Raw genomic sequence first — 22,173 nt, 5'->3', positions numbered from 1 at the left:
GAAGGGGCTTTTTTGGTTTATCGCCAATTTATATCAACAGGGCAATCGTGAGATGCCCCGAAAAGAGACGTCAAAATGTCCGATGAAAAATTGCAAAAAGTTTTGGCGCGCTCCGGTTTTGGCTCACGTCGTGAGATGGAGCGTTGGATAGAAGAAGGTCGCGTTGTCCTGAATGATCAGCCGGCCAAGCTGGGTGACAGGGTCAGTGTTGCTGACAAAATCGTTCTGGATGGCAAGCCGGTCACGCTGACCTTTGCCTCGATGGCAGAGCGTCGTGTACTTATTTACAACAAGCCGCTGGGTGAAGTGTGTACGCGGCATGATCCTGAAGGGCGGACGACGGTTTTCGATAATCTGCCTCCCCTCAAGCAGGGGCGTTGGGTCGCCATTGGCAGACTCGATATCAACACCACGGGGCTGCTGATTTTTACCACTGACGGCGAGCTGGCCAACCGCATGATGCATCCCTCCATGCAGATCGACCGTGAGTATGCGGTCAGGGTGCTTGGGAATGTGGATGATGACATGCTGGAGCGGTTGAAACAGGGTGTTTTGCTGGATGACGGCATGGCGAAATTCACGGATGTGCGCTACTTCGACGGTGAAGGTGCCAACAAGTGGTATCACTGTGTCGTGATGGAAGGGCGTAACCGTGAAGTGCGTCGTTTGTGGGAGTCGCAGGGGCTGCAGGTTAACCGACTCAAGCGGGTGCGCTTTGGCCCGGTATTCCTGCCCAGTGACATCAAGGTAGGTACCTGGCGCGAACTGCCACCCAAAGAGGTGGAGTTGCTGGCGCGTGAGCTTGAGCTGGACACGGCCCGTACTCATCGCCCCACGCCGAATGAGGCGGAAAAGGAGCAGCGCCTGTACAAGCGCCAGAAAGTGCGTCAGGCAGTGATCAAAGGGCAGCCTGCGGTGGAAGAGAAGCGTCGCAGTGGCAAAACCAAGGCCCGCTCGGTGGGTAAGCGCAACACCGGTAATCGCGGGCGTCGGGTCTGAGTCCCGGGGTCAGGCAGACTCCTGACCCTGTGCGTCCATGGAGCGGCCGTTGACTTGCTTGCTGTCCGGCCCTATCAGGTAAAGGTACAGCGGCATGATTTCAGCCGGGGTGGGGTTGGTTTCGGGTGGTTCAGCCGGGTAGGCGTAGCTGCGCATCTGGGTGCGAGTTGCCCCCGGATTGATGGCATTGACCCGAATGGCCGGGTCGTTGTCCAGTTCGTCTGCCAGTACCTGCATCATCCCTTCGGTCGCAAACTTTGATACCGCATAGGCACCCCAGTAGGCGCGCCCCGTGCGCCCCACACCCGACGATGTAAAGATCACGGATGCATCGCTGGACTTGTGCAGCAATGGCAAAAGTGTTTGAGTCAGCAGGAAGGGGGCGTGTACGTTAACACGCATGACCTTTTCCCAGGTAACCGGGTCATAGTTCTCGATCGGGGTGCGCATGCCGAGAATGCCGGCGTTGTGCAGTACTCCGTCCAGGCGACCGAACTCATCATAAAGCTGGTTGCTCAGCTCGACATAGTCATGCTCGACCGCTGTGTCCAGATTCATGGGTACGATGGCGGGCTGGGGCAGGCCTGCACTCTCGATTTCGTCATACAGTGATTCAAGCTTTTCCAGGGTGCGGCCAAGCAGTACCACGGTTGCGCCGTGTCTGGCGTAGTGCCAGGCGGCAGCACGCCCAATTCCATCGCCGGCGCCGGTAACCAGAATGATCCGATCCTTGAGCAGGTCGGCCGGTGCATCGTAGTGAAACATCCTTAGCTCCTTAAACTGCCCGGCTTTGCCGGGAGTATGTTTTCAGCCTGTGACAGTAATGAGTTTAGCAGTGGCTGCAGCTCTGATGGCTGATGTGAAATATAGTGACTGTTCCAGTCTTCGGCCTGTTCATTGGCGTTCAGGTAGCCCCAGGCCGCCGCGATGGTGATCATGCCTGCGGCGTGACCCGCCTCGATGTCTCGCCTGTGATCACCCACATAAATACACCGAGCCGGATCGGCCCCCAATTGTTCACAGGCAAGCCAGAGGCCTTCGGGGTCCGGCTTGCTGGCGCGTACATCTTCCGGGCAGACAAGGCTGGCACAGCGCTCGGTCAGGCCAAGTTTGTCGAGCAGGGTGAGGGTGAAGCGCTGTGGCTTGTTGGTCACGATGCCCCAGCGAATCCCCTTCTGTTCCAGCCAGGTCAGCAGTGGCTCAATATCGTCAAACAGCTGACTATGCTGGCAGGTATCGGCTCCATAGTAGTCCAGCAGTTGCCGGTGCAATGCGGGGAAAGCATCCACGTCCTGTTCCAGCTTGAACGCATGCATCACCATGGCACGGGCTCCGTTGGAAACCTGGGTACGCAGGTCGTTGAATTCCATGGGTTCGCGTCCGGCTTCTGCCAGCATTCGGTTGACAATGCGGTGAAAGTCACGGGCGCTGTCGAGCAAGGTGCCATCCAGGTCAAACAGAACGGCATCGATGGTTGCCATTATTCCGGGCTCCGGCTGCAGGCCAGCATGTAGTTGACGCCAACATCGTTGGGGTCGAGGCGGTACACCTTGGTCAAGGGGTTGTAGACCAGGCCGGTCATCTCCCCCATGTTCAGGCCAGCCCCTCGTACCCAGGCACCCAGTTCCGCCGGGCGGATGAACTTGTTGAAGTCGTGGGTGCCGTCAGGCACCAGTTTAAGCATGCGCTCGGCACCCAGAATGGCAAACAGGTAGCTTTTGGGGTTGCGGTTCAGGGTGGAGAAGAACACCTGTCCGCCGGGCTTTACCAGACGGGCACAGGCGCGTACCACGGACTCGGGATCGGGGACGTGTTCCAGCATCTCCATGCAGGTCACCAGATCAAAGCCGGCAGGCATCTCATCGGCCAGATCTTCCACTGTGATGCGACGGTAGCTGACCCGGGCGCCGCTCTCCAGCCCGTGCAGTTTGGCAACCTTGAGCGGAGCCTCGCCCATGTCGATACCGGTGACCTCGGCGCCACGGTGTGCCATTGCCTCGGACAGTATGCCGCCGCCACAACCTACATCCAGAACGGTCTTGCCAGCCAGGGAGCCGATTCGATCGATAAAGTCCACCCGCAGAGGGTTGATGTCGTGCAGAGGCTTGAACTCGCTGTTGCGATCCCACCAACGGCTGGCCAGCTCCTCGAATTTGGCAATCTCGGCCGGATCAATATTCGGCGTACGCTCGTCACTCATCAGTTTTGCCCTTGCGTCCAGAATCAGATATGCCGCATTCTAGCACTATGGTTTGAGGGTCGGAAATTCACCTCTTTCAATACATCAGGGAATACACGCCGGGAGTAAAAGGATGATCGGTTTCTGGAAACGCAATGATACGGGTGCGGAAGACAAGCCTCGGGCGTCAGGGGTGCGGAAACAACCGCCGCTGCTGACGGGGCGGGCGCAACTCTCCGAGACTGCCATGGTAGAGCTGCTCAATCGGGCGAGTGTTGTTCGTTTTGCTGCCGGTGATGACCTGCTGGCAGTGCAGTCGGAGCTGGCCAGTAGTTATATTTTGCTTCAGTCGGGTACTGTTCGCGTGGCGCCTGCCGCAACCGAAGAGGCGATCAGTCTGGAAGTGACTACGGCACTGAACCTTATAGGTGCTGAAGGATCAGGCCTGCCTCGCTTCAGCGTGCAGGCCCAGAGTGATGGGCAGTTGTTGCTGTTGAGTGATGCTGCGTTCAGTCAGCTGCAGGAATCCACTCAGTTGGTGCTGTTGCAAATGGCACAGCACTCGGCCGCAGAGCGATTTCTGCAGTTGCTGGATCATTATCGTCGGGCGCAGCAGCGTTATGAACGGCTGTCTTCGGTGCTGTTTACTTCTGCCGCCGATGCGGCTGAAGCCTTTGCAGGTTCAGAGCCGGTACAACAAATCATTGCCCGTATACCGAGATTGCCGGTTTCCAGTGTGGAGCTGCTTAATCGGCTGCTCGATGAAAAAACAACACACTCCCAGATTGCAGAGCTGGTGCGTCAGGATCCCTCCCTCACGGCGACCCTGCTGAAAGCGATCAATTCATCACGCTATAATTTTGACCAGAAAATTACCGATCTGAGCCATGCGGTGAGTCTGCTGGGCTTTGAGGGTGTATATCAGATCATCATGGCCGAAAGCATGCGCAAAAGCCTGCCGGATACGGATCGTTTTCGTGTCAGCTATCATCGTGCGCTTTTGCTCTCCTATCTTGTGTTTGCCCTTGCGCAGGCCAGTGGTCGAGCGCGGCCCGCCGAAATGGCCACCATCGCGCTGCTGCATGACGTGGGCCGTATCGTAATCGAGCTGTTGCAGCGCCAAAACCCGGCTTTCAAAGCGATGATTGGTCAGATACATCCCGGTGTGGTGGGGGCTGAGCTGCTTAAGGCCTGGCAGCTGCCTGAGCCGGTCTGGAGCAGTATCGCCTTGCAGCACTACCCTGATTTTGTTCAGCCGCGCCGACTGCCAGCCGAGATGCAGGATCGGGTTGCGTTGTTACACCTTTCAGCCTGGTTGCTGGACTGGCGAGAGCAGGGGGGGAGTGTCGATGAGCCCCTGTTTTTGCAGGAGTATCTGGCGCACGTGGGCTGGGAGGGGGCTACGGCAGAGCAGGTCTGGGAGCGTAAGGTCAAGCCTTTGCTTCGTCAGCGCCGAAGTGCCCTGCCCAAGGCGCTGCAGCAGATGCTCGATGATGCTTGATCCCTGTCAGGGAGTCGGCCGGTTAGCGTGAAATCCGCTCAGCTGTGGTATACTCCCGCGGTTTGAAAGCGCGCCATCAGGGTGTGCCCAGGTACCGGATCAAGGAAAGCTGAGCGAATGGGTGATTTAGCCAAAGAAGTTCTGCCAGTCAACATCGAAGATGAGCTGAAACAGTCCTATCTCGATTATGCCATGAGCGTCATCGTCGGGCGTGCTCTGCCGGATGTGCGTGACGGCCTTAAACCGGTTCATCGGCGTGTACTCTTCGCCATGAACGAACTGAACAACGACTGGAACAAGCCTTACAAAAAGTCTGCCCGTGTGGTGGGTGATGTAATCGGTAAGTACCACCCTCATGGTGACAGTGCGGTATACGACACTATCGTGCGTATGGCGCAGAACTTCTCCATGCGTTACATGCTGGTAGATGGTCAGGGCAACTTTGGTTCCGTCGACGGTGACTCGGCTGCCGCCATGCGTTATACCGAAATCCGCATGGCCAAGATCTCCCATGAGCTGTTGGCCGATCTGGAAAAGGAAACCGTTGATTTCGTCGACAACTATGACGGTACGGAGCGTATCCCGGCCGTACTGCCGACGCGGGTTCCCAACCTGCTGGTGAACGGCTCGTCCGGTATTGCCGTGGGCATGGCCACCAACATCCCGCCGCATAACCTGGGCGAAATCGTCAAGGGCTGCCTGGAGTTGATCAATAATCCGGATATCAGCATCGATGAGCTGATGGAATTCATTCCGGGGCCTGATTTCCCCACCGGCGGCATTATCAATGGTCGAGCCGGTATCCTGCAGGCCTACCGTACTGGCCGTGGCCGCATCTATGTGCGGGCACGCCATCATATCGAAGACCATCCCAAAAACGGCCGGCCGATGCTGGTGATCACTGAGATCCCGTATCAGCTCAACAAGGCACGTTTGATCGAGAAAATCGCCGATCTGGTTAAAGAGAAGAAAATCGAGGGGATCAGCGAGCTGCGTGACGAGTCCGACAAGGACGGCATGCGCATCGTGATTGAGTTGCGCCGCGGCGAAGTGGCCGAGGTGATCATCAACAACCTGTTTGCCCAAACTCAGCTGCAAAGTGTGTTCGGGATTAACATGGTGGCGCTGGTCGATGGCCAGCCGAAGATTCTGGATCTTAAAACGATTCTTCAATGCTTCGTGCGTCATCGCCGTGAAGTGGTGACCCGTCGTACCATTTTTGAGCTGCGCAAGGCGCGTGAACGTGGCCATGTACTGGAAGGTCTGGCGATTGCGCTGGCCAATATCGATCCGGTCATCGAACTGATCAAGCAGTCTCCCTCGCCTGCCGAGGCGAAAGAGCGCCTGATCGCAACCGCCTGGGTGCCGGGTAACGTGACCGACATGCTGGAGCGTGCCGGTGAAACCGCTTGCCGGCCTGAAGACCTTGAGCCTCAGTATGGCATGCGCGACGGTCGCTACTATCTGTCGCCGGTTCAGGCTCAGGCAATCCTGGATCTGCGCCTGCACCGTCTGACCGGGCTTGAGCACGAGAAGCTGATCGCTGAATATCGCGAGCTGCTGGACAAGATCGCCGAGCTGCTGCATATCCTGGGCTCTTATGAGCGCCTTATGGAAGTGATCCGCGAAGAGCTGGAAACGCTGGTGGCAGAGTATGCCGATGAGCGCCGTACCGAGATTCAGGCCTCCATGCAGGATCTGACCGTGGCGGATCTGATCACCGAAGAGGATATGGTGGTAACCATCTCTCATGCCGGTTACGCCAAGACTCAGCCGCTGACTGACTATCAGGCCCAGCGCCGTGGCGGCAAAGGCAAATCGGCGACGGCAATGAAGGATGAAGACTTCATCGAGCACCTGCTGATTGCCAATACCCACGACACCATTCTCTGCTTCACCAACATGGGCAAGGTGTACTGGCTCAAGGTGTACGAGATTCCGCCCGCGAGTCGTGCCTCCCGTGGTCGTCCTGTGGTCAATATCCTGCCACTGGCCGAAAACGAATGGATCAGCACCATTCTGCCGGTGCAGGCGTTTGACCCCGACCGCTTCATTTTCATGGCCACTGCCAACGGTACCGTGAAAAAGACTCCGCTGGATGCCTTCTCACGTCCGCGCAGTACCGGTTTGATTGCGCTGGATATTGTTGAAGGTGACCGCCTGATTGGTGCATCTCTGACCAGTGGTCAGGATGATGTGATGCTGGTGACCAGCGCAGGCAAGGCGATCCGTTTCAACGAGAATGATGTGCGTGCCATGGGCCGTACGGCACGCGGTGTACGCGGTGTACGCATGGATGATGATGTGCAGGTCATCGCCCTGATGGTGCCACAGGCTGGAGGTGAGGTGTTGACCGCCTCTGAACACGGCTACGGCAAGAAAACCCGCGTGGACGAATTCCCGCTGCGAGGCCGTGGTGGTCAGGGTGTGATCGCCATGCAGTGTACCGAACGTAATGGCCAGCTGGCCGGTGCGGTACAGGTGTTTGAGGGGGACGATGTGATGCTGATCAGCAACCGCGGAACCCTGGTACGGACACGTAGCAGTGAGATCTCCAGTCTGGGCCGCAATACTCAGGGTGTGATGCTGATTCGATTGGCTGATGAAGAGGCTCTGGTGGGTATCGCCCGTATCGAAGAGCCGGATGAAGAGGCTCTTGAGGCTGCAGAGGAGAGTGCCGAAGCACGCACTGAAGTGCCGGAATCTGCCGCGGATGATGCGCAGGACGCTCCGGCTGACGACACCGGCAGTGATGCCTGAATCCCTTTATATAACTGGAATTCGAAGCTGAAATGACACGTAAATACAATTTCAGTGCAGGGCCTTCAGCCCTGCCGGAAGAGGTGCTGCAACAGGCACAGGCTGAACTGCTGGACTGGCACGGCCAGGGACTTTCCATTATGGAAATGAGCCATCGCAGTGACGAGTATGTTGGCGTTGCGGCTCAGGCCGAGCAGGATCTGCGCGACCTGATGGGCATCCCGGCCAACTACAAGGTGCTGTTCCTGCAGGGTGGTGCAACGGCCCAGTTTGCCATGGTGCCGATGAACCTGCTGCGTGGTGCGAGCTGCGCGGACTATATCGATACCGGTATCTGGTCCGGCAAGGCAATCAAGGAAGCCCGGCGCTATGCGCAGGTGAATGTGGCTGCCAGCACCGCAGGCAATAACTACACCTCAGCGCCGGCGCAGTCAGAACTCCAGCTGACGCCTGGGGCGGCCTATCTGCATTACACCACCAACGAAACCATTGGTGGTGTCGAGTTTGACTATATTCCCGACAGCGGCGATGTGGCACTGGTGGCCGATATGTCCTCCGATATTCTGTCTGTCCCGGTGGATGTCAGCCGCTTTGGTCTGATCTACGCCGGCGCACAGAAGAATATTGGTCCTGCCGGCCTGACGGTGGTGATCGTGCGTGAAGACCTGATCGGCCAGACTCTGGCCGGTACGCCAAGCATGTACGATTACAAGATCCACGCTGACGCCGACTCCATGAACAACACGCCGCCGACCTTTGGCTGGTATCTGGCCGGGCTGGTATTCCAGTGGCTCAAGCGCCAGGGCGGTGTGGAGGCGATGGCCGAGTTGAACCGCCGCAAGGCCGCCAAGCTTTATGCGGCCATTGATGCCAGCGATTTCTACGGCAATCCGGTGGCGATCAATAACCGCTCCATTATGAATGTACCGTTCACGCTGGCCGATGCCGCGCTGGAAAAACGTTTCCTGGAGCTGGCAGAGGCGGAAGGAATGCTCAACCTTCAGGGGCATCGTTCCGTTGGTGGCATGCGGGCGAGCATCTATAACGCGGTACCAGAAGCGGCGGTGGATGCGTTGATCGACTTCATGCAGCGGTTCGAAAAAGAGCAGGCCTGAGTATGAAGGCGACTGACAAGGGGGCGGCAGATGCGCAGGAAGCAGAGCTGCGGGTGTTGCGTGATCGCATCGATACGGTAGATCGTCAGATCCACCAGCTGCTGAATGATCGCGCCCGGCTCGCACAGGGCGTGGCTGAAGTGAAGGAGCGCTACCGCGAAGGGAGCGAGACACCGGTATTTTACCGACCTGAACGTGAGGCGCAGGTGTTGCGAGCCGTAATGGCACGCAACGAGGGGCCATTGCCCGATCAGGCCGTTGCACGCCTGTTTCGCGAGATCATGTCGGTATGCCTCGCGCTTGAGCAGCCGATACGTGCAGTGTTTCTCGGCCCAGAGGGAACCTTTACGCAGCAGGCAGCGCAGAAGCATTTTGGTCAGGCTGTTCATTGTCAGGCGTTGCCGAGCCTTGAGCAGGTGTTCAGTGAAGTTGAGCAGGGCAGCGCTCATTATGCGGTTGTCCCCATCGAGAGTGAAAATGCCGGTTTGATACGGCATACACTGGATCTGTTTCGCCGCTTTGGTCTCTACATCTGTGGTGAGGTGGAGCTGGCCCCGGAAGCGGCTGCGCAGGCAACCGATCGTTGCCCCCGATTTCTTGTCGTGGGTCGCGAAGCGATTGGTCCCAGCGGTGATGACAAAACTTCACTGCTGCTTATCTGCCGTGATGAGCCGGGCGTGCTGCACGATCTGCTGTCGCCTTTCCATCGACGCAGTATCAGCCTGACGCGTCTTGAAACGCGCAGCAGCGGTGAGCACGACTGGAAAATGCTGTTCTATATTGATTTCGAAGGTCACCGTGAAGACCCCGCAATTATCGAATTGTTGGCGGAACTGGATGGCCTCGATATCGAGGTGAAATTTCTCGGATCCTACCCGAAAGCGGTGCTCTGAGTTCATACAGTATAAGGATGCCAAGGGATGTCATGTGATTTTATGGCGCTGGCGACACCTGGAGTACAGGGGTTGCACCCCTACGAAGCAGGCAAGCCGGTTGAGGAGCTGGAGCGTGAGCTGGGGATACACGATATCATCAAGCTTGCCAGCAACGAGAACCCGCTGGGACCCAGTGTGCATGCGCTTGAAGCGGTGCAGAAAGCGCTGGCTGAAACCACCCGCTACCCAGACAGTAACGGCTTTCGTCTCAAGGCGGCTTTGCATCGACATTATGGGCTGATGCCGGAACAGCTGACGCTGGGTAACGGCTCCAATGATGTGCTGGAGCTGATTGCACGCGCCTTTCTTCAACCCGGAGATGTGGTGATCTTCTCTGAATACGCCTTTGCGGTGTACCCCATCGTGACTCAGGCCTGCAGTGCCAGAGCGGTTATCACGCCCGCTCGTGATTATGGCCACAACCTTCAGGCGATGGCCGAAGCCATTACAGAGCGCACCCGCCTGATCTTCATTGCCAACCCGAATAACCCGACCGGTACCGCCTTGATGCGTGACGAGCTGACAGCATTTCTGGCAGCCGTGCCGGAGAATGTCATCGTTGTACTGGATGAAGCCTATACGGAATATGTTGAGGCCGGAGACTTTCCGGATGGCCTGAAATTGCTGCCGCGTTTCCCGAATCTGGTGGTAACTCGCACGTTTTCAAAGGCCTGGGGGCTTGCCGGCCTGCGTGTCGGTTTTGCAGCTGCCAGTGCGGTGATAACCGATCTGCTTAACAGGGTACGACAACCGTTCAATGTATCCCATCTGGCGCTGGCCGCCGCTGAAGCGGTTCTGAATGACAGCGATTATCTGGCCCGCAGTGTCGAGCTCAATCGCAGAGGAATGGCTCAGCTTGAGCAGGGGCTGAAACAGTTGGGGGTTGGTTATATCCCCTCATTCGGAAATTTCATCACCGCTGATATGGCACGCCCGGCCCAGCCTCTGTTCCAGGCATTGCTGCATGAAGGGGTGATCGTGCGGCCGCTGGGCGGATACCGGATGCCTCAGCATCTGCGTATCAGTATCGGTCTGACAGACGAAAACGACCGGTTCCTGCGGGCGCTCAAACAGGTGCTGGCGTGCTGAACTACTCGGGCAAGTCGCAATACCAGCTCGACAGAGTGCTGATCATCGGTTTGGGGCTGATAGGTGGCTCTTTTGCCAAGGCACTGAAGATTCGCTCCTGTGTTCGTGAAATCGCGGGTGCCGATCGCAGTGAGGAAGAGTGCCGACTGGGGCTCGAGCTGGGGGTCATTGATCGTGTTGCCACTGACCTTGAAGCGGAAGTGTCAGCGGCTGATCTGATCGTGCTGGCCGTTCCAGTCAAGGCGATGGAAAGTGTGCTGGAACAGATCCGCCCCTGGCTGCGCGTGCGCACACTGGTGACGGATGTGGGCAGTACAAAAGGGAGTCTGGTAGCGGCCGCCCGTCGCCTGTTCGGGCAACTGCCACCGACCTTTATTCCCGGACACCCCATTGCCGGTGCCGAGAAAAGCGGTGTGCGTGCCGCTGATGCTGACCTGTTCGAGCGGCATAAGGTGATTCTGACACCGCTGCCCGAGACTGACCCCAATGCCACGCTTGAGTTGGCACGGCTGTGGCAGGCGGTGGGTGCCGAAGTGCTGCAGATGGAGGTTGAGCGGCATGATGAAGTGCTGGCTGCAACCAGTCACCTGCCTCACCTGCTGGCCTTTTCGCTGGTCGATACGCTGGCACGCGAAGAAGAGAATCTGGACATTTTCCGCTATGCCGCAGGCGGGTTTCGTGACTTTACGCGCATCGCTGCCAGCGACCCAACCATGTGGCATGACATCTGTATTGCCAATCGAAGTGCAGTGCTGGCGCAGATCGACCGCTATACCACCGGGCTGGCTCGCCTGCGCAGTGCCATCGACACCGGCGACAGTCAGGCAATGTTGGGGATCTTCACGCGGGCCAAGGCGGCGCGTGATCACTTCACCCGGTTGCTGACGGGATCGGCCTATTCATCGAATGATCATGCGGCTGGTGTAACCTTGCGTGTCAGCAGTGATGGTGCGCTGGTGGGCGAGCTGGTCCTGCCGGGCGATAAATCGGTCTCGCACCGGGCGATTATTCTTGCCGCCATCTCCGATGGCGTAACGGATATCTGCGGCTTTCTTGAAAGTGAAGACAGTCTGGCGACTCTGCAGGCAATGCGTGACATGGGGGTGGTGATTGAAGGTCCGCACCAGGGCAAGGTAAGAATCTACGGTGTTGGCCTGCAGGGTCTCAAGCCACCACCCGGGCCGCTCTACCTGGGGCATTCGGCAACCTCGATGCGCCTTTTGGCTGGTGTGCTGGTCGCTCAGCCGTTTGATACCGAACTGTTCGGTGATGAGTCCCTGAGCCGTCGCAATATGTCGCGCGTGGCAGAGCCGCTGCGCCTGATGGGGGCGGATATTGAAACCGGTGATGCAGGCTGCCCGCCACTGAGAATAAAAGGTGGACGCAGGCTGCGGGGTATTCGCTATACCCTGCCGATGCCCAGTGCACAGGTTAAATCGGCCCTGCTGCTGGCAGGGTTGTGGGCGGAAGGTGAAACCCGAGTGGTTGAGCCGGTGGCAACCCGTGATCACACCGAACGCATGCTGTCGGCGCTGGGGGTGGACGTGAGCAGTGATGCAGGAGAGGTCTGTCTCAAACCTGCTGAGTCGCTGCGTGCGGCGCCTATTGAGGTGCCGCGAGACCTGTCCTGGGCGACATTGTTCATGCTGGTGGCCAGCCTCAGGCCGGGGGCTGACCTGTTGCTCAAGGGAGTAGGCGTCAACCCCAGTCGATCAGGTGCACTGCGTGTGCTTGAACGCATGGGGGCTGCCATTACGCTGTCTGAGCAGCGCCTGCAGGCAGGAGAGCCGGTGGCGGATATTCATGTCAGGGCGGGGCAGCCGCTGTCTGCGGTGACAGTGGATCTGTCAGATCTTGCCACCGCCAGCGACGAGGTGCCTCTGCTGTTGGTCGCTGCAGCCTGTGCAGTGGGGCGTAGCCGGTTTACCGGACTGGACGGATTGCGCCACAAGGAGGAAGACCCGGTGGCACAAACCGCTCAGCTGTTGCAGCAGCTGGGTGTGCAGCTTGAACTGGATAACGATCGAATCGAGGTCATCGGTGGTTGTATCGAGGGTGGCGAGATCATGTTGCAGGGGCAGATTCGGGTCGCCATGGCGGCACTGGCGGCCGGGCTCTGTGGCGAGAATACACTCAAAATTGGCGGAGGAGGCTGCCTGCTGGCAGCATGCCCCGATCTGATCGAGTTGATGCAAAGACTGGGTCTGAATGTGCATAAGGAGGAGGACTGATGTCCAGCCAGGATAAACAGGTTGCCGTCATTACGGTTGATGGCCCCAGCGGGTCAGGCAAGGGAACAATCTGCCAGCTGCTGGCACGAGAGCTGGGCTGGCACCTGCTGGACAGTGGTGCGCTGTATCGCGTGACCGCTCTGGCTGCCCGTCACCACGGGGTTGAGCTGGATGATGTGGAGGCGCTGGAAGTACTGGCAGCGCACCTTGATGTGCGTTTCAAGGCGACTGATGGGGGCGAGACTCAGATTATTCTTGAAGGTGAAGAGGTGACTCACGCCATCCGTAACGAGCGGGTAGGTGAGGACGCTTCGGTAGTGGCCGCTCTGGGGCCTGTGCGCGAGGCTTTGTTGAGCCGGCAGCGTGACTTTGCGCTCGCGCCGGGGCTGGTGGCTGATGGCCGCGACATGGGCACGGTGGTCTTCCCGCAGGCCGGTTTGAAAATATACCTTGACGCCAGTGCTGAAGAGCGTGCACAACGACGTTATAAGCAGTTGATTAGCAAGGAACCCGGTGCTAGCCTTGATGATATATTGAACGATATAAAGGCGCGTGACGCACGCGACATGAATCGTGCAGTTGCGCCCCTTAAGCCGGCGCCGGATGCGGTGATACTGGATTCCACCTTGATGAGCATTAATGAGGTGTTACAAGCCGTATTGGATGAGGCAAGACACAGAGGCCTACGTTGATGTAGCCGAAACCTGGGAAGGATCAGTAATGAGCGAAAGTTTTGCGGAGCTGTTCGAAGAGAGTCTGAAAGAGCTGGATATGGCGCCGGGTTCCATTGTAACCGGCACTGTTGTGGCGATTGAGAATGACTTTGTGATCGTCAATGCCGGGCTTAAGTCCGAGGGGGTTATCCCTCTGGAACAGTTCCGTAATGACAAGGGAGAAGTCGATCTGAAGGTGGGTGACGAGGTACGTGTTGCCCTTGAAGCACTGGAAGATGGCTTTGGCTCGACTGTCCTGTCGCGTGAGCGTGCCAAGCGTGCCGAATCCTGGGGAGTGCTGGAGCAGGCCTACGAGGCAGGCGAAAGTGTGCATGGTCATATTGTTGGTCGTGTGCGTGGCGGCCTCACGGTTGAGGTCAATGGCCTCAACGCCTTCCTGCCGGGTTCCCTGGTGGACATTCGCCCGCTGCGTGATACCTCACACCTTGAAGGTCAGGAGCTGGAGTTCCGCATCGTCAAGCTGGATCAGCGCAGCAACAATCTGGTGGTATCGCGCCGTGCCGTGCTGGAGGAGGTTTACAGCAAGGAGCGTGAAAAGCTGCTGGAGAAAATGGAAGAGGGCCTGGTGGTCAAGGGGATCGTCAAGAACCTCACCGATTACGGTGCCTTTATCGATCTGGGTGGTATCGATGGCCTGCTGCATATCACCGATATCGCCTGGAAGCGAGTCAAACATCCGAGCGAAGTGCTCAACGTCGGCGATGAAATCGATGTGAAGGTGCTTAAATACGACCCCGAGCGCAAGCGCGTATCGCTGGGTCTGAAACAGTTGCAGGAGGACCCCTGGAACCAGTTGACCAAGGAGTACACCATTGGCAGCAAGGTCAAGGCTCGGGTCACCAACTTGACCGATTACGGCTGCTTTGCGGAGATCAGTACCGGTGTCGAAGGCCTGGTGCATGTGTCTGAAATGGACTGGACCAACAAGAATATCCATCCCTCCAAGGCGGTTCAGGTAGGGGAGGAGATCGAGGTGATGATCCTCGATATCGATCAGCAGCGTCGACGCATATCGCTGGGCATGAAGCAGTGCCAGCCGAATCCCTGGGAGGCATTCTCCAGTCAGTTTGCCAAGGGTGACCGGCTCAAGGGACGAGTGCGTTCCATCACTGATTTTGGCGTTTTCATCGGGCTGGATGGCGGTATTGACGGTCTGGTGCATCTCTCCGATCTGTCCTGGGATCTGCCGGGCGAAGAAGCGATGAAGGCATACAACAAGGGTGATGAAGTGGAAGCCGTTGTGCTGTCCATTGATCCGGAGCGTGAGCGTATCGCGCTGGGGATCAAGCAGCTCGACTCCGATCCTTTCACCGAGTATGCCGATCAGCACCCGAAAGGCAGCCGTGTCAGCGGCACCATTCGTGAGGTAACGCCGCGTCAGGCCGTGGTTGAGCTGGCCGAAGGCGTTGAAGGTGTGCTTAAGGTCGCTGAGCTGTCACATGATCATATCGCTGACCTGACCACCGAGCTCAAGCCCGGCGATCAGCTCGAAGCGGCGGTTCAGAGTGTCGATCGCCGTAACCGCACACTGAACCTGTCGGTACGTCAGCTGGAACAGGAACAGACCCGTCAGGCGATGAAGTCCGTTCAGGAGCAACCGGTTGAGGACGCAGGTCCGAAGACCATCGGCGACCTGATCAAGGAACAGATGAAAAAACAGGACTCCTGAGCCAGCGGCTCAAGTTCGACTCCGCACCCGGGGCCGGGTGCGGAACCTGGTCTCAACCGGAGGTGTTATGACCAAGTCTGAGTTGATCGAGCGATTGATAGACGCGCATCCTGAGTTGTCCGTGAAAGATGTGGAACTGGCAGTGAAAACCATGCTGGATCACATGACCGATGCACTTTCGACCGGGGAGCGCATCGAGATTCGCGGTTTTGGCAGCTTCTCGTTACACTACCGGGCGCCGCGAATGGGGCGAAACCCGAAAACCGGTGAAGCGGTACCCTTGCCTGCCAAACATGTTCCCCATTTCAAGCCTGGCAAGGAGCTGAGAGATCAGGTTAATGAAGGACTCAAGACCGGCTATTGATCTCTTGTACCGGGGCGGTACAACGCAGAGGAATTACGAGTGAACTGGCTTAAAAACCTGATTACCATTGTGCTGGGGCTGATCGTTATCGGTGTCGGCATTCTGTTCACCATTCACAACACCGATCAGGTGACAATCGATCTGGTGTTCTTCCAGTTGCCACAGGCAAGTTTGTCGCTCTGGCTGATTGCGACCTTTGTGCTGGGGGCGCTGTGCGGTATTCTGCTGAGCATTCTTACTATCCTGTCCCTTAAAACGCGGCTTCACTCTTCCCAACGCAAGGTGGTTGCCTTCCGTAAGGAACTCGATCAGTTGCGTACGGCTGGTCTGAAAGACAGTACCTGAAATGAGTGCGGATTATCTGCTTATTGTTCCCCTGTTTCTGGCAGTGGGGGCTGGCTGGTGGCTGGGACGGTCCCAAAGCCGTTCAGCGAAGCTTGAGCAGGAACGCAAGGTTAATCTGAGTCGTGAGTACTTCATCGGCCTGGATTATCTAATCAATGAAAAAACCGATGAGGCGATCGAGAGCTTCATTCGTGCGCTTGAAATCAACTCCGATACCATTCCGGCACACCTGACCCTGGCGAAACTGTTTCGGCGCAAGGGCGATGTTGAACGTGCTATAGGCATTCATCAAAAGCTCCTGGCGCGGCCCGACCTGAGTCAGCAGGACTTTTTACGTATCCAGATGGCGCTGGCGCGCGACTACGACGCAATAGGTCTGCTTGATCGGGCTGAAAACCTGCTGTCGGATATTATCCGCCAGGCTGGCGGTCAAGAGATGCGGCGCAAGGCGCAAACGCTTTTGATCAAGCTGTACGAAAAAGAAGGTGAATGGCAACAGGCACTGGATACCGCCAGCCAGCTTCAGACTCAGGAGTTGCGTGAAATTCGGCATGAGCTGGCGCATTACTGCTGTGAGCTGGCTCAGCGTGTGTCACCGCAGGGTGACGCCGACGCGGAACGCTTCCTGCGTCAGGCCCTGCTGTATGACCCGAACTGTGCCAGAGCCAGTCTGATCCGCGCGAAGCTTCAAATTGCGGCAGGACGCTGGCGACATGCGATCAAGAGTCTCAAGCAGGTGCTTGAGCAGGATGTGTTGCTGGTCTCGGAGACAATACCGTTGTTGCAGCGCTGCTATAGCGAGCTGGGTTCGCTGGCAGAGTTTGAAGGCTATCTGCGTGCCTGTCTCAGCAAGGCACCTTCTGCGAGTGTCATCATTGCATTGGCCGATCGCATTCGCAGCCAGAAAGACGTGTTTGCGGCTGGCGTCTTTCTGACAGAAGAGCTGAAAAAGCGTCCATCGATAAAGGGCTTCAACCGCCTGATCGATATGCATATTGAGTACGGTTCCAGCAGTGCACGACAGAGTTTGACAGTATTGCGCGGCCTGACCGGTCAGCTGGAACAGAGTAAACCCGTTTATCAATGTAATCACTGCGGTTTTGCCGGTCGTACACTGCATTGGCAGTGTCCTTCCTGCAAGCAGTGGAGTAGCACGCGGCCGATCCAGGGACTGGAAGGCGAATAAGAGAGAAGAGCATGACCCTCGATACCAATAGAATCATCGTGGCCCTTGATTATCCCGACCGGGCGGCTGCGCTGCAGATGGCGCAACAGCTTGATCCGGCACTATGCCGCGTCAAGGTGGGTAAGGAGTTGTTCACACGTTGCGGTCCATCCATCGTGGAAGCGCTGCAGCAGCTTGGCTTTGATGTGTTTCTTGATCTGAAGTTTCACGATATCCCCAATACAACGGCGCGTGCCGTACAGGCGGCAGCCGAACTGGGTGTGTGGATGGTTAATGTACATGCTTCGGGTGGCCGACGCATGATGGAGGCCTCGCGTGAGGCGCTGGACAAGGTTAATGGGGCCAATACTCTGCTGATCGCGGTCACCGTTCTGACCAGTATGGAGCAGGGGGATCTGGCCGAGATCGGGCTGGATATTGATCCGCTGGAACAGGTGGTGCGCTTGGCCAAACTGACGCACAGCAGCGGTCTGGACGGAGTTGTTTGTTCGGCGCAGGAGGTTGCTGCCATTCGGGCTGCTGTGGCAGGTGATTTTGCGCTGGTGACCCCGGGGATTCGCCCCGCTTCAGCCGAGCAGGGAGATCAGCGTCGGGTCATGACACCGGCTCAGGCGATCGGTGCAGGCAGTGATTACCTTGTGATTGGCCGACCGATTACCCAGGCGCAAGAGCCCTCGTCCGTTGCTGCCGCGATTCGGGAAGAGGTTTTGACGGCATTACGCTGATATTTCAATCCTGACCCGGATCAATGGATGGTCTGTAAGGGTTGGAAATTACAGTGTGATGGACTTAGAGTGTCAGGGCCGGTCAGGGAGTGACTGGCTTCCATATGACAAGGAGAAAGTCATGATCAAACGCCTGCTGTCTGCCGCCGCTCTTGTCGGTGCGCTCCTGTTCTCACCCCTGTCCATGGCCGCTGAAGCGGTCGATATCAATGTGGCTACGGCCGCTGAAATAGCAACCTCTCTCAACGGTGTCGGGCCTGCCAAGGCTCAAGCGATTGTTGACTACCGTGAAGCCAATGGCCCGTTCGTCAGCGTTGATCAGCTGGCCGACGTAAAGGGCATTGGCGCGGCTACGATCGAGAAAAATCGCACCCAGATTATCATCGAACCTCGCTGAAACCTTGCTATCACTCCCTGACCAGCAAGTCTGGGCAGGCGTAACAGCCTGCCGCTCCACCCTGTTAAAGCACGAATGCCAGAACCACCGGAATAGTAACAAGGCTGCCGATATTGCCAATCAGTACAATGGATGCAACCAGGTGTGGTTCCTGGTTGTAACGCTCCGCGATCATGTAGTTCAGTACCGCAGGTGGCAAGGCGCCGAAGATCAGCAGATAGGCAAAGTATTCGGCTGGCAGATTCAGTATCGGATATAGCATCAGTGCCACGACAATGCCGCTCAGTGGTGCGAGTACGGCCCCCCATACCCCAACTTTCCAGTGGGTAAAGTCCACGCTGGTCATGCGTACTCCAAGTGCAAACAGCATCAGTGGAATCGCGATCTGGCCCAGCATGTCTATGGGTACCTGTGCCGTAGTGGGCAGAGTGATATCGAAACTGCTGACCATCAGCCCCGCAATGGTGGCGATGATCATCGGCATGCGCAGCACGTTCAGCGGGTTAGTGCGATGATCCAGCATGTAGGTGCCTACCGTGAAGTGCAGCAGGTTTTCCACCAGAAAGAGTACGACAGCGGCTGGCAGGGCCTGCTCGCCGAAAGCCAGTACCAGCAGCGGTATACCAAGATTGCCGCTGTTGTTGAACATCATGGGGGGCAGAAAGGTCTTGCCCTTGACGCCCAGCAGGCGGCACACAGGCAGGAGCAGAAGCCCTGAGCCCAGCACAACCACGGCGGCGCCTATGGCCAGCATGGAGTAGGTCGGAAGGTCGAAGGATTTTGCCGACATGACCGAAAAGATCAGCGCAGGGCAAAAAACATCGATATTGACGCGGTTGGCGATCGACATGTCGGTATTGCGCCAGCGAGCATAGAAATAGCCCACGCTGACAATGGCAACCAGCGGGAATACGGTCTGAAAGATCCGTTCCAGCAGTGTGTAAACCGTACTCTCCATATCCTTTCCTTAATCCTGCAGACACCAGAGACCGATCAGGCGGCCCGATCGAGCCGCACAGTGTACAGGATTTGCCATCATCGATGCAGCGCGCGTACTCAGGTATGCCTTGGTCTTGAACACTGGTCCAGTAGATATACCGGCGAGCGATACTCGATACCGCTGTGGTGGCTGAGGCCAATTTCACAGGTGCGACTGGTAGAGTAACCTTCGCTGCAGTGAGCGACCGAATCTTTCAGGGTGCGCAGTGCCGAGGCATTCAATTCAGGTGTTGTGAAACCTTTGTCACCGGCAAAGCCACAGCAGGTTATCTGGTCGGGAATCACCAGGTTGCGGCAACAGGCAGACAGAATGCGTTTCAGGGGTTCTGCCAGTCCCATCCGTGTGGTGCTGCAGGTAACATGCAGTGCAATGGGACCGTCTATCGGTTCAATCTCCAGCTTTGGCAGCACAAAACGGTCCAGAAACTCGATGCTGTCAAATAGCTGCAGAGCCGGGTCGAGCCCTTCCTGCAGTCGCAACGAGCAGGGGCTGGTGTCTGAATACACCGGAATGGTACCCTGGCGAGTCAGGCTCATCAGAATGCGGTTGAGTTCGCTGCGCTTCTGTTCGGCCGCCGCAAACATGCCCTTGGATTGAAAGGGCATGCCGCAGCAGAGTCCGTCAGCCTGAGTTGGAAGGATGACCTCAAAACCGGCTTTTTCCAGCAGGGCGATGGTCTTGTCGGCGAGTGAGGTTGGGTCACCGGCGTCACGCATGGGCCCCATGGTACGGCTGGCGCAGCTGGGCAGATAGACGACCCGCCCTGTGGCACCGGTACTGTGGTTGCCGCGGGTAGCGGAGAGAGCGGGGGCCGCGGTCGGCATGGCGGGGGTCCACTGCTGTACCCGGTTACCACTGATCTTGCGCAGGCCGCGCGTCAGACCGCTCATGGCTGAAGTGCCGATCAATCGGTGGGTGGTATCGGCGATGCGGAACGCGGCCTTGCTAAGACGCATGGCGCCGCCATAGTGGCTGGCAATCCAGGCGGCGGTATTTTCATGGGATTCATTGTGGAAATGACGGATTTCACGGGTCAGGTCACCGGTATTGATACCGACCGGACAGCTGGTTGAGCACAGACCACAGGCGGCACAGGTTGTGTCGCCCTGATAGTCGTAGTCCTTTTTCAGCTGACGCAGGCGCTCTGCATCATCACCGCTGCGCTCAAGCCGCTGAATTTCGCGCCAGACCGCGATACGCTGGCGCGGTGTCAGAGTCAGGTCTCGCGAGGGACAAACCGGTTCACAAAAACCGCACTCAATGCACTTGTCTACCAGCGGGTTGGCGGCGGGCAGGGGTTTTAGGTTTTTCAGGTGAACCTGTCGATCGCGGTTGAGAATGACACCGGGATTGAGAATACCGGTGGGATCAAGCAGCTGTTTAAGCTCCCACATCAGCTCGTAGGCATCCTTGCCCCACTCCATCTCGACATAGGGTGCCATGTTGCGCCCGGTTCCGTGTTCTGCCTTGAGTGAGCCGCCATAACCTTCGACTACCAGCCTTGCTACATCATCCATCAGTCCTTCATACCGTGTCAGAGCTTCCTTAGTGTCGAAGGATTGAGTGAACACAAAGTGCAGATTGCCTTCCAATGCATGGCCAAAAATCAAGGCTTCGGGATACTCCCAGCGCTGGAACAGCCGGTGCAGGTCGGCAACGGCATCGGCGAGGCGCTCAACCGGGAAAGCGACATCCTCAATGATGACGGTCGTGCCGGTTTCACGCACCGCGCCAACGGCAGGGAACAGCCCCTTGCGGATCGCCCAGTAACGCGCACATTCCTCCGGGTCTGTACTGAATTCAACCGGTCTCAGAGTTTCAAGATGGATCAGGCTGGCGCAGATAACATCAATTTGCTGTTGCAGCACTGCAGCGGTTTCAGCGCGGGTTTCAATCAGCAGTGCCGCGGCATCATCGGGCAGTTCGCGCATGAAGTCAGGCATGCCGGGTTTGTTCTCGACCGAGCGCAGACCGGCTCGGTCCATCAGCTCGACAGCGGCGACCGGTGTTGCCTTGAGCAGTGCAACGGCCTCGCATGTGGTACGCACATCATTGAAGAACACCAGCGCAGAAGCCTTGAAAGGGTGTTCGGGTACGGTTTTGTAGGTGATCTCGGAAATGAATCCCAGCGTTCCCTCGGATCCGATCATCAAGTGCTGCAGGATATCGACCGGATCGCCAAAGTCGATCAGTGCATTGAGCGAGTAGCCGGTCGTGTTCTTGAGTCGATACTTGTGTTCGATCTTCTGGCGCAGCGATGTGTTGGAGCGAGTCAGTTCCGCCAGTGATCCAAGCGCGTTGAGCATGCAGCGGTGTTGCTGGCGAAACTGATCGACGGACTCGGGGTTTCCGGTATCGAGGATGCTGCCATCGGACAGAATCATGCGCATACTGGCCAGCGTTCGGTAACTGTTCTGCGCTGTACCGCAACACATGCCGCTGGCGTTATTGGCCGCAATTCCGCCAATTTTGGCAGCGTTGATGGAAGCGGGGTCTGGTCCGATCTTGCGCTGGAAGGGTGCCAGATAGCGGTTGGCATGGGCGCCGATGACACCGGGTTGCAGACGTATTTCGCTGGCGTCGGCGTTGATCCTGTGTCCACTCCAACCATCACCCAGCTGAACCAGAATGGAATCGGTCACGGCCTGTCCTGACAGGCTGGTGCCGGCAGCTCTGAAGGTTAGCGGCAGGGCGTGGGCATTGGCCAGACTGATCAGTTTGACGACTTCCTGTTCATTTTCCACGCGCACAACCAGCTGTGGAATCAGGCGATAGAAACTGGCATCAGTGCCATAGGCCAGGGTCCGTAGTGGGTCGCTGATCAGCCGCTGCTCCGGAATAAAGGTTTTGAGCTGGTCAAGAAGAGCCTGATAGCGAGCCTGCATGTTCAAGTGCCTCAATTGGTAAGACCAATTATCCATAGTGATTTTTCAGACTTTATTGT

At 57.4% G+C, this 22,173-nt stretch carries 19 protein-coding genes; 14 read left to right on the top strand and 5 right to left on the bottom strand.

The genetic code is table 11. The annotated features are described in order from the left end of the window. The first annotated feature begins 75 nt into the window (after positions 1–75). On the top strand, positions 76–999 hold the full coding sequence (gene rluB, locus ABIE60_RS01330; protein ID WP_354467128.1) for a 23S rRNA pseudouridine(2605) synthase RluB: 924 nt from the start codon (positions 76–78) through the stop codon (positions 997–999). A 9-nt stretch (positions 1,000–1,008) separates the two neighbouring features. On the opposite strand, the gene ABIE60_RS01325 is transcribed toward rluB, so the two are convergent. From ABIE60_RS01325 to ubiG, 3 genes are read right to left on the bottom strand one after another with little or no spacing between them, the layout of a single operon-like run. Further along, positions 1,009–1,764 carry a YciK family oxidoreductase gene (locus tag ABIE60_RS01325; protein ID WP_354467126.1) on the bottom strand — a complete coding sequence of 252 codons (756 nt, stop codon included), beginning with the start codon at positions 1,762–1,764 and terminating at the stop codon, positions 1,009–1,011. A 2-nt stretch (positions 1,765–1,766) separates the two neighbouring features. Next, positions 1,767–2,480, bottom strand: coding sequence for a phosphoglycolate phosphatase (gene gph, locus ABIE60_RS01320; protein WP_354467124.1), 714 nt, complete (start codon positions 2,478–2,480; stop codon positions 1,767–1,769). Then, positions 2,480–3,199 carry a bifunctional 2-polyprenyl-6-hydroxyphenol methylase/3-demethylubiquinol 3-O-methyltransferase UbiG gene (gene ubiG / locus ABIE60_RS01315; RefSeq protein ID WP_354467122.1) on the bottom strand — a complete coding sequence of 240 codons (720 nt, stop codon included), beginning with the start codon at positions 3,197–3,199 and terminating at the stop codon, positions 2,480–2,482. The genes gph and ubiG overlap by 1 nt, the downstream gene beginning before the upstream one ends. Before the next feature lie 112 nt (positions 3,200–3,311). Here ubiG and ABIE60_RS01310 point away from each other — a divergent pair, with 112 nt between their 5' ends. From ABIE60_RS01310 to ABIE60_RS01250, 13 genes are all read left to right on the top strand, one after another. Next, on the top strand, positions 3,312–4,679 hold the full coding sequence (locus tag ABIE60_RS01310; protein ID WP_354467120.1) for an HDOD domain-containing protein: 1,368 nt from the start codon (positions 3,312–3,314) through the stop codon (positions 4,677–4,679). Positions 4,680–4,796: 117 nt separating this feature from the next. Then, the gene (gene gyrA / locus ABIE60_RS01305; protein WP_354467119.1) at positions 4,797–7,439 is read left to right on the top strand and encodes a DNA gyrase subunit A; all 2,643 of its coding nucleotides are present in this window, start codon (positions 4,797–4,799) and stop codon (positions 7,437–7,439) included. Positions 7,440–7,471: 32 nt separating this feature from the next. Continuing rightward, complete coding sequence (gene serC / locus ABIE60_RS01300; protein ID WP_354467118.1) at positions 7,472–8,554, top strand: 3-phosphoserine/phosphohydroxythreonine transaminase; 1,083 nt, start codon at positions 7,472–7,474, stop codon at positions 8,552–8,554. A 2-nt stretch (positions 8,555–8,556) separates the two neighbouring features. Beyond that, positions 8,557–9,447 carry a chorismate mutase gene (gene pheA, locus ABIE60_RS01295; RefSeq protein WP_354467116.1) on the top strand — a complete coding sequence of 297 codons (891 nt, stop codon included), beginning with the start codon at positions 8,557–8,559 and terminating at the stop codon, positions 9,445–9,447. A gap of 27 nt (positions 9,448–9,474) precedes the next feature. Beyond that, on the top strand, positions 9,475–10,578 hold the full coding sequence (gene hisC / locus ABIE60_RS01290) for a histidinol-phosphate transaminase (protein ID WP_354467115.1): 1,104 nt from the start codon (positions 9,475–9,477) through the stop codon (positions 10,576–10,578). After that, positions 10,572–12,809, top strand: a complete 2,238-nt coding sequence (locus ABIE60_RS01285; protein ID WP_354467114.1) for a bifunctional prephenate dehydrogenase/3-phosphoshikimate 1-carboxyvinyltransferase — start codon at positions 10,572–10,574, stop codon at positions 12,807–12,809. Before hisC ends, ABIE60_RS01285 begins: the two co-directional genes overlap by 7 nt. Further along, a complete protein-coding gene (cmk, locus tag ABIE60_RS01280) occupies positions 12,809–13,501 on the top strand; it encodes a (d)CMP kinase (RefSeq protein ID WP_354467112.1) in 693 nt (230 codons plus the stop codon). Before ABIE60_RS01285 ends, cmk begins: the two co-directional genes overlap by 1 nt. Positions 13,502–13,529: 28 nt before the next feature. After that, a complete protein-coding gene (rpsA, locus tag ABIE60_RS01275; protein WP_354467110.1) occupies positions 13,530–15,212 on the top strand; it encodes a 30S ribosomal protein S1 in 1,683 nt (560 codons plus the stop codon). Positions 15,213–15,279: 67 nt separating this feature from the next. Beyond that, positions 15,280–15,576: an integration host factor subunit beta gene (locus ABIE60_RS01270; RefSeq protein WP_091825610.1), complete on the top strand. Its 297-nt coding sequence runs from the start codon at positions 15,280–15,282 to the stop codon at positions 15,574–15,576. A gap of 39 nt (positions 15,577–15,615) precedes the next feature. After that, on the top strand, positions 15,616–15,921 hold the full coding sequence (locus ABIE60_RS01265; RefSeq protein WP_354467108.1) for a lipopolysaccharide assembly protein LapA domain-containing protein: 306 nt from the start codon (positions 15,616–15,618) through the stop codon (positions 15,919–15,921). 1 nt (position 15,922) lies between these two features. Beyond that, positions 15,923–17,107, top strand: coding sequence for a lipopolysaccharide assembly protein LapB (lapB, locus tag ABIE60_RS01260; RefSeq protein WP_354467106.1), 1,185 nt, complete (start codon positions 15,923–15,925; stop codon positions 17,105–17,107). A gap of 11 nt (positions 17,108–17,118) precedes the next feature. Next, complete coding sequence (gene pyrF / locus ABIE60_RS01255) at positions 17,119–17,832, top strand: orotidine-5'-phosphate decarboxylase (protein ID WP_354467104.1); 714 nt, start codon at positions 17,119–17,121, stop codon at positions 17,830–17,832. Between the two features lie 121 nt (positions 17,833–17,953). Further along, positions 17,954–18,229 (top strand): ComEA family DNA-binding protein, encoded by a 276-nt coding sequence (locus tag ABIE60_RS01250; protein ID WP_354467102.1) that lies wholly within the window; start codon positions 17,954–17,956, stop codon positions 18,227–18,229. Between the two features lie 64 nt (positions 18,230–18,293). On the opposite strand, the gene ABIE60_RS01245 is transcribed toward ABIE60_RS01250, so the two are convergent. Continuing rightward, on the bottom strand, positions 18,294–19,187 hold the full coding sequence (locus tag ABIE60_RS01245) for an AEC family transporter (protein WP_354467101.1): 894 nt from the start codon (positions 19,185–19,187) through the stop codon (positions 18,294–18,296). 98 nt (positions 19,188–19,285) lie between these two features. Further along, on the bottom strand, positions 19,286–22,114 hold the full coding sequence (locus ABIE60_RS01240) for an FAD-binding and (Fe-S)-binding domain-containing protein (protein WP_354467100.1): 2,829 nt from the start codon (positions 22,112–22,114) through the stop codon (positions 19,286–19,288). Positions 22,115–22,173: the final 59 nt, after the last annotated feature.

It is taken from the genome of Marinobacterium sp. MBR-109, from assembly GCF_040547565.1.
In the GTDB taxonomy this organism is placed as follows: domain Bacteria; phylum Pseudomonadota; class Gammaproteobacteria; order Pseudomonadales; family Balneatricaceae; genus Marinobacterium.
The sequence above is the reverse complement of the archived record's forward strand: the minus strand, read 5'-3'. Positions and strand labels throughout refer to the sequence as shown.

What these genes read in the sequence shown, in the direction of transcription:
- rluB (WP_354467128.1), top strand. Translation starts at nt 76, where the DNA reads ATGTCCGATGAAAAATTGCAAAAAGTTTTGGCGCGCTCCGGTTTTGGC.
- ABIE60_RS01325 (WP_354467126.1), bottom strand. Translation starts at nt 1,764, where the DNA reads ATGTTTCACTACGATGCACCGGCCGACCTGCTCAAGGATCGGATCATT.
- gph (WP_354467124.1), bottom strand. Translation starts at nt 2,480, where the DNA reads ATGGCAACCATCGATGCCGTTCTGTTTGACCTGGATGGCACCTTGCTC.
- ubiG (WP_354467122.1), bottom strand. Translation starts at nt 3,199, where the DNA reads ATGAGTGACGAGCGTACGCCGAATATTGATCCGGCCGAGATTGCCAAA.
- ABIE60_RS01310 (WP_354467120.1), top strand. Translation starts at nt 3,312, where the DNA reads ATGATCGGTTTCTGGAAACGCAATGATACGGGTGCGGAAGACAAGCCT.
- gyrA (WP_354467119.1), top strand. Translation starts at nt 4,797, where the DNA reads ATGGGTGATTTAGCCAAAGAAGTTCTGCCAGTCAACATCGAAGATGAG.
- serC (WP_354467118.1), top strand. Translation starts at nt 7,472, where the DNA reads ATGACACGTAAATACAATTTCAGTGCAGGGCCTTCAGCCCTGCCGGAA.
- pheA (WP_354467116.1), top strand. Translation starts at nt 8,557, where the DNA reads ATGAAGGCGACTGACAAGGGGGCGGCAGATGCGCAGGAAGCAGAGCTG.
- hisC (WP_354467115.1), top strand. Translation starts at nt 9,475, where the DNA reads ATGTCATGTGATTTTATGGCGCTGGCGACACCTGGAGTACAGGGGTTG.
- cmk (WP_354467112.1), top strand. Translation starts at nt 12,809, where the DNA reads ATGTCCAGCCAGGATAAACAGGTTGCCGTCATTACGGTTGATGGCCCC.
- rpsA (WP_354467110.1), top strand. Translation starts at nt 13,530, where the DNA reads ATGAGCGAAAGTTTTGCGGAGCTGTTCGAAGAGAGTCTGAAAGAGCTG.
- ABIE60_RS01270 (WP_091825610.1), top strand. Translation starts at nt 15,280, where the DNA reads ATGACCAAGTCTGAGTTGATCGAGCGATTGATAGACGCGCATCCTGAG.
- lapB (WP_354467106.1), top strand. Translation starts at nt 15,923, where the DNA reads ATGAGTGCGGATTATCTGCTTATTGTTCCCCTGTTTCTGGCAGTGGGG.
- pyrF (WP_354467104.1), top strand. Translation starts at nt 17,119, where the DNA reads ATGACCCTCGATACCAATAGAATCATCGTGGCCCTTGATTATCCCGAC.
- ABIE60_RS01250 (WP_354467102.1), top strand. Translation starts at nt 17,954, where the DNA reads ATGATCAAACGCCTGCTGTCTGCCGCCGCTCTTGTCGGTGCGCTCCTG.
- ABIE60_RS01245 (WP_354467101.1), bottom strand. Translation starts at nt 19,187, where the DNA reads ATGGAGAGTACGGTTTACACACTGCTGGAACGGATCTTTCAGACCGTA.
- ABIE60_RS01240 (WP_354467100.1), bottom strand. Translation starts at nt 22,114, where the DNA reads ATGCAGGCTCGCTATCAGGCTCTTCTTGACCAGCTCAAAACCTTTATT.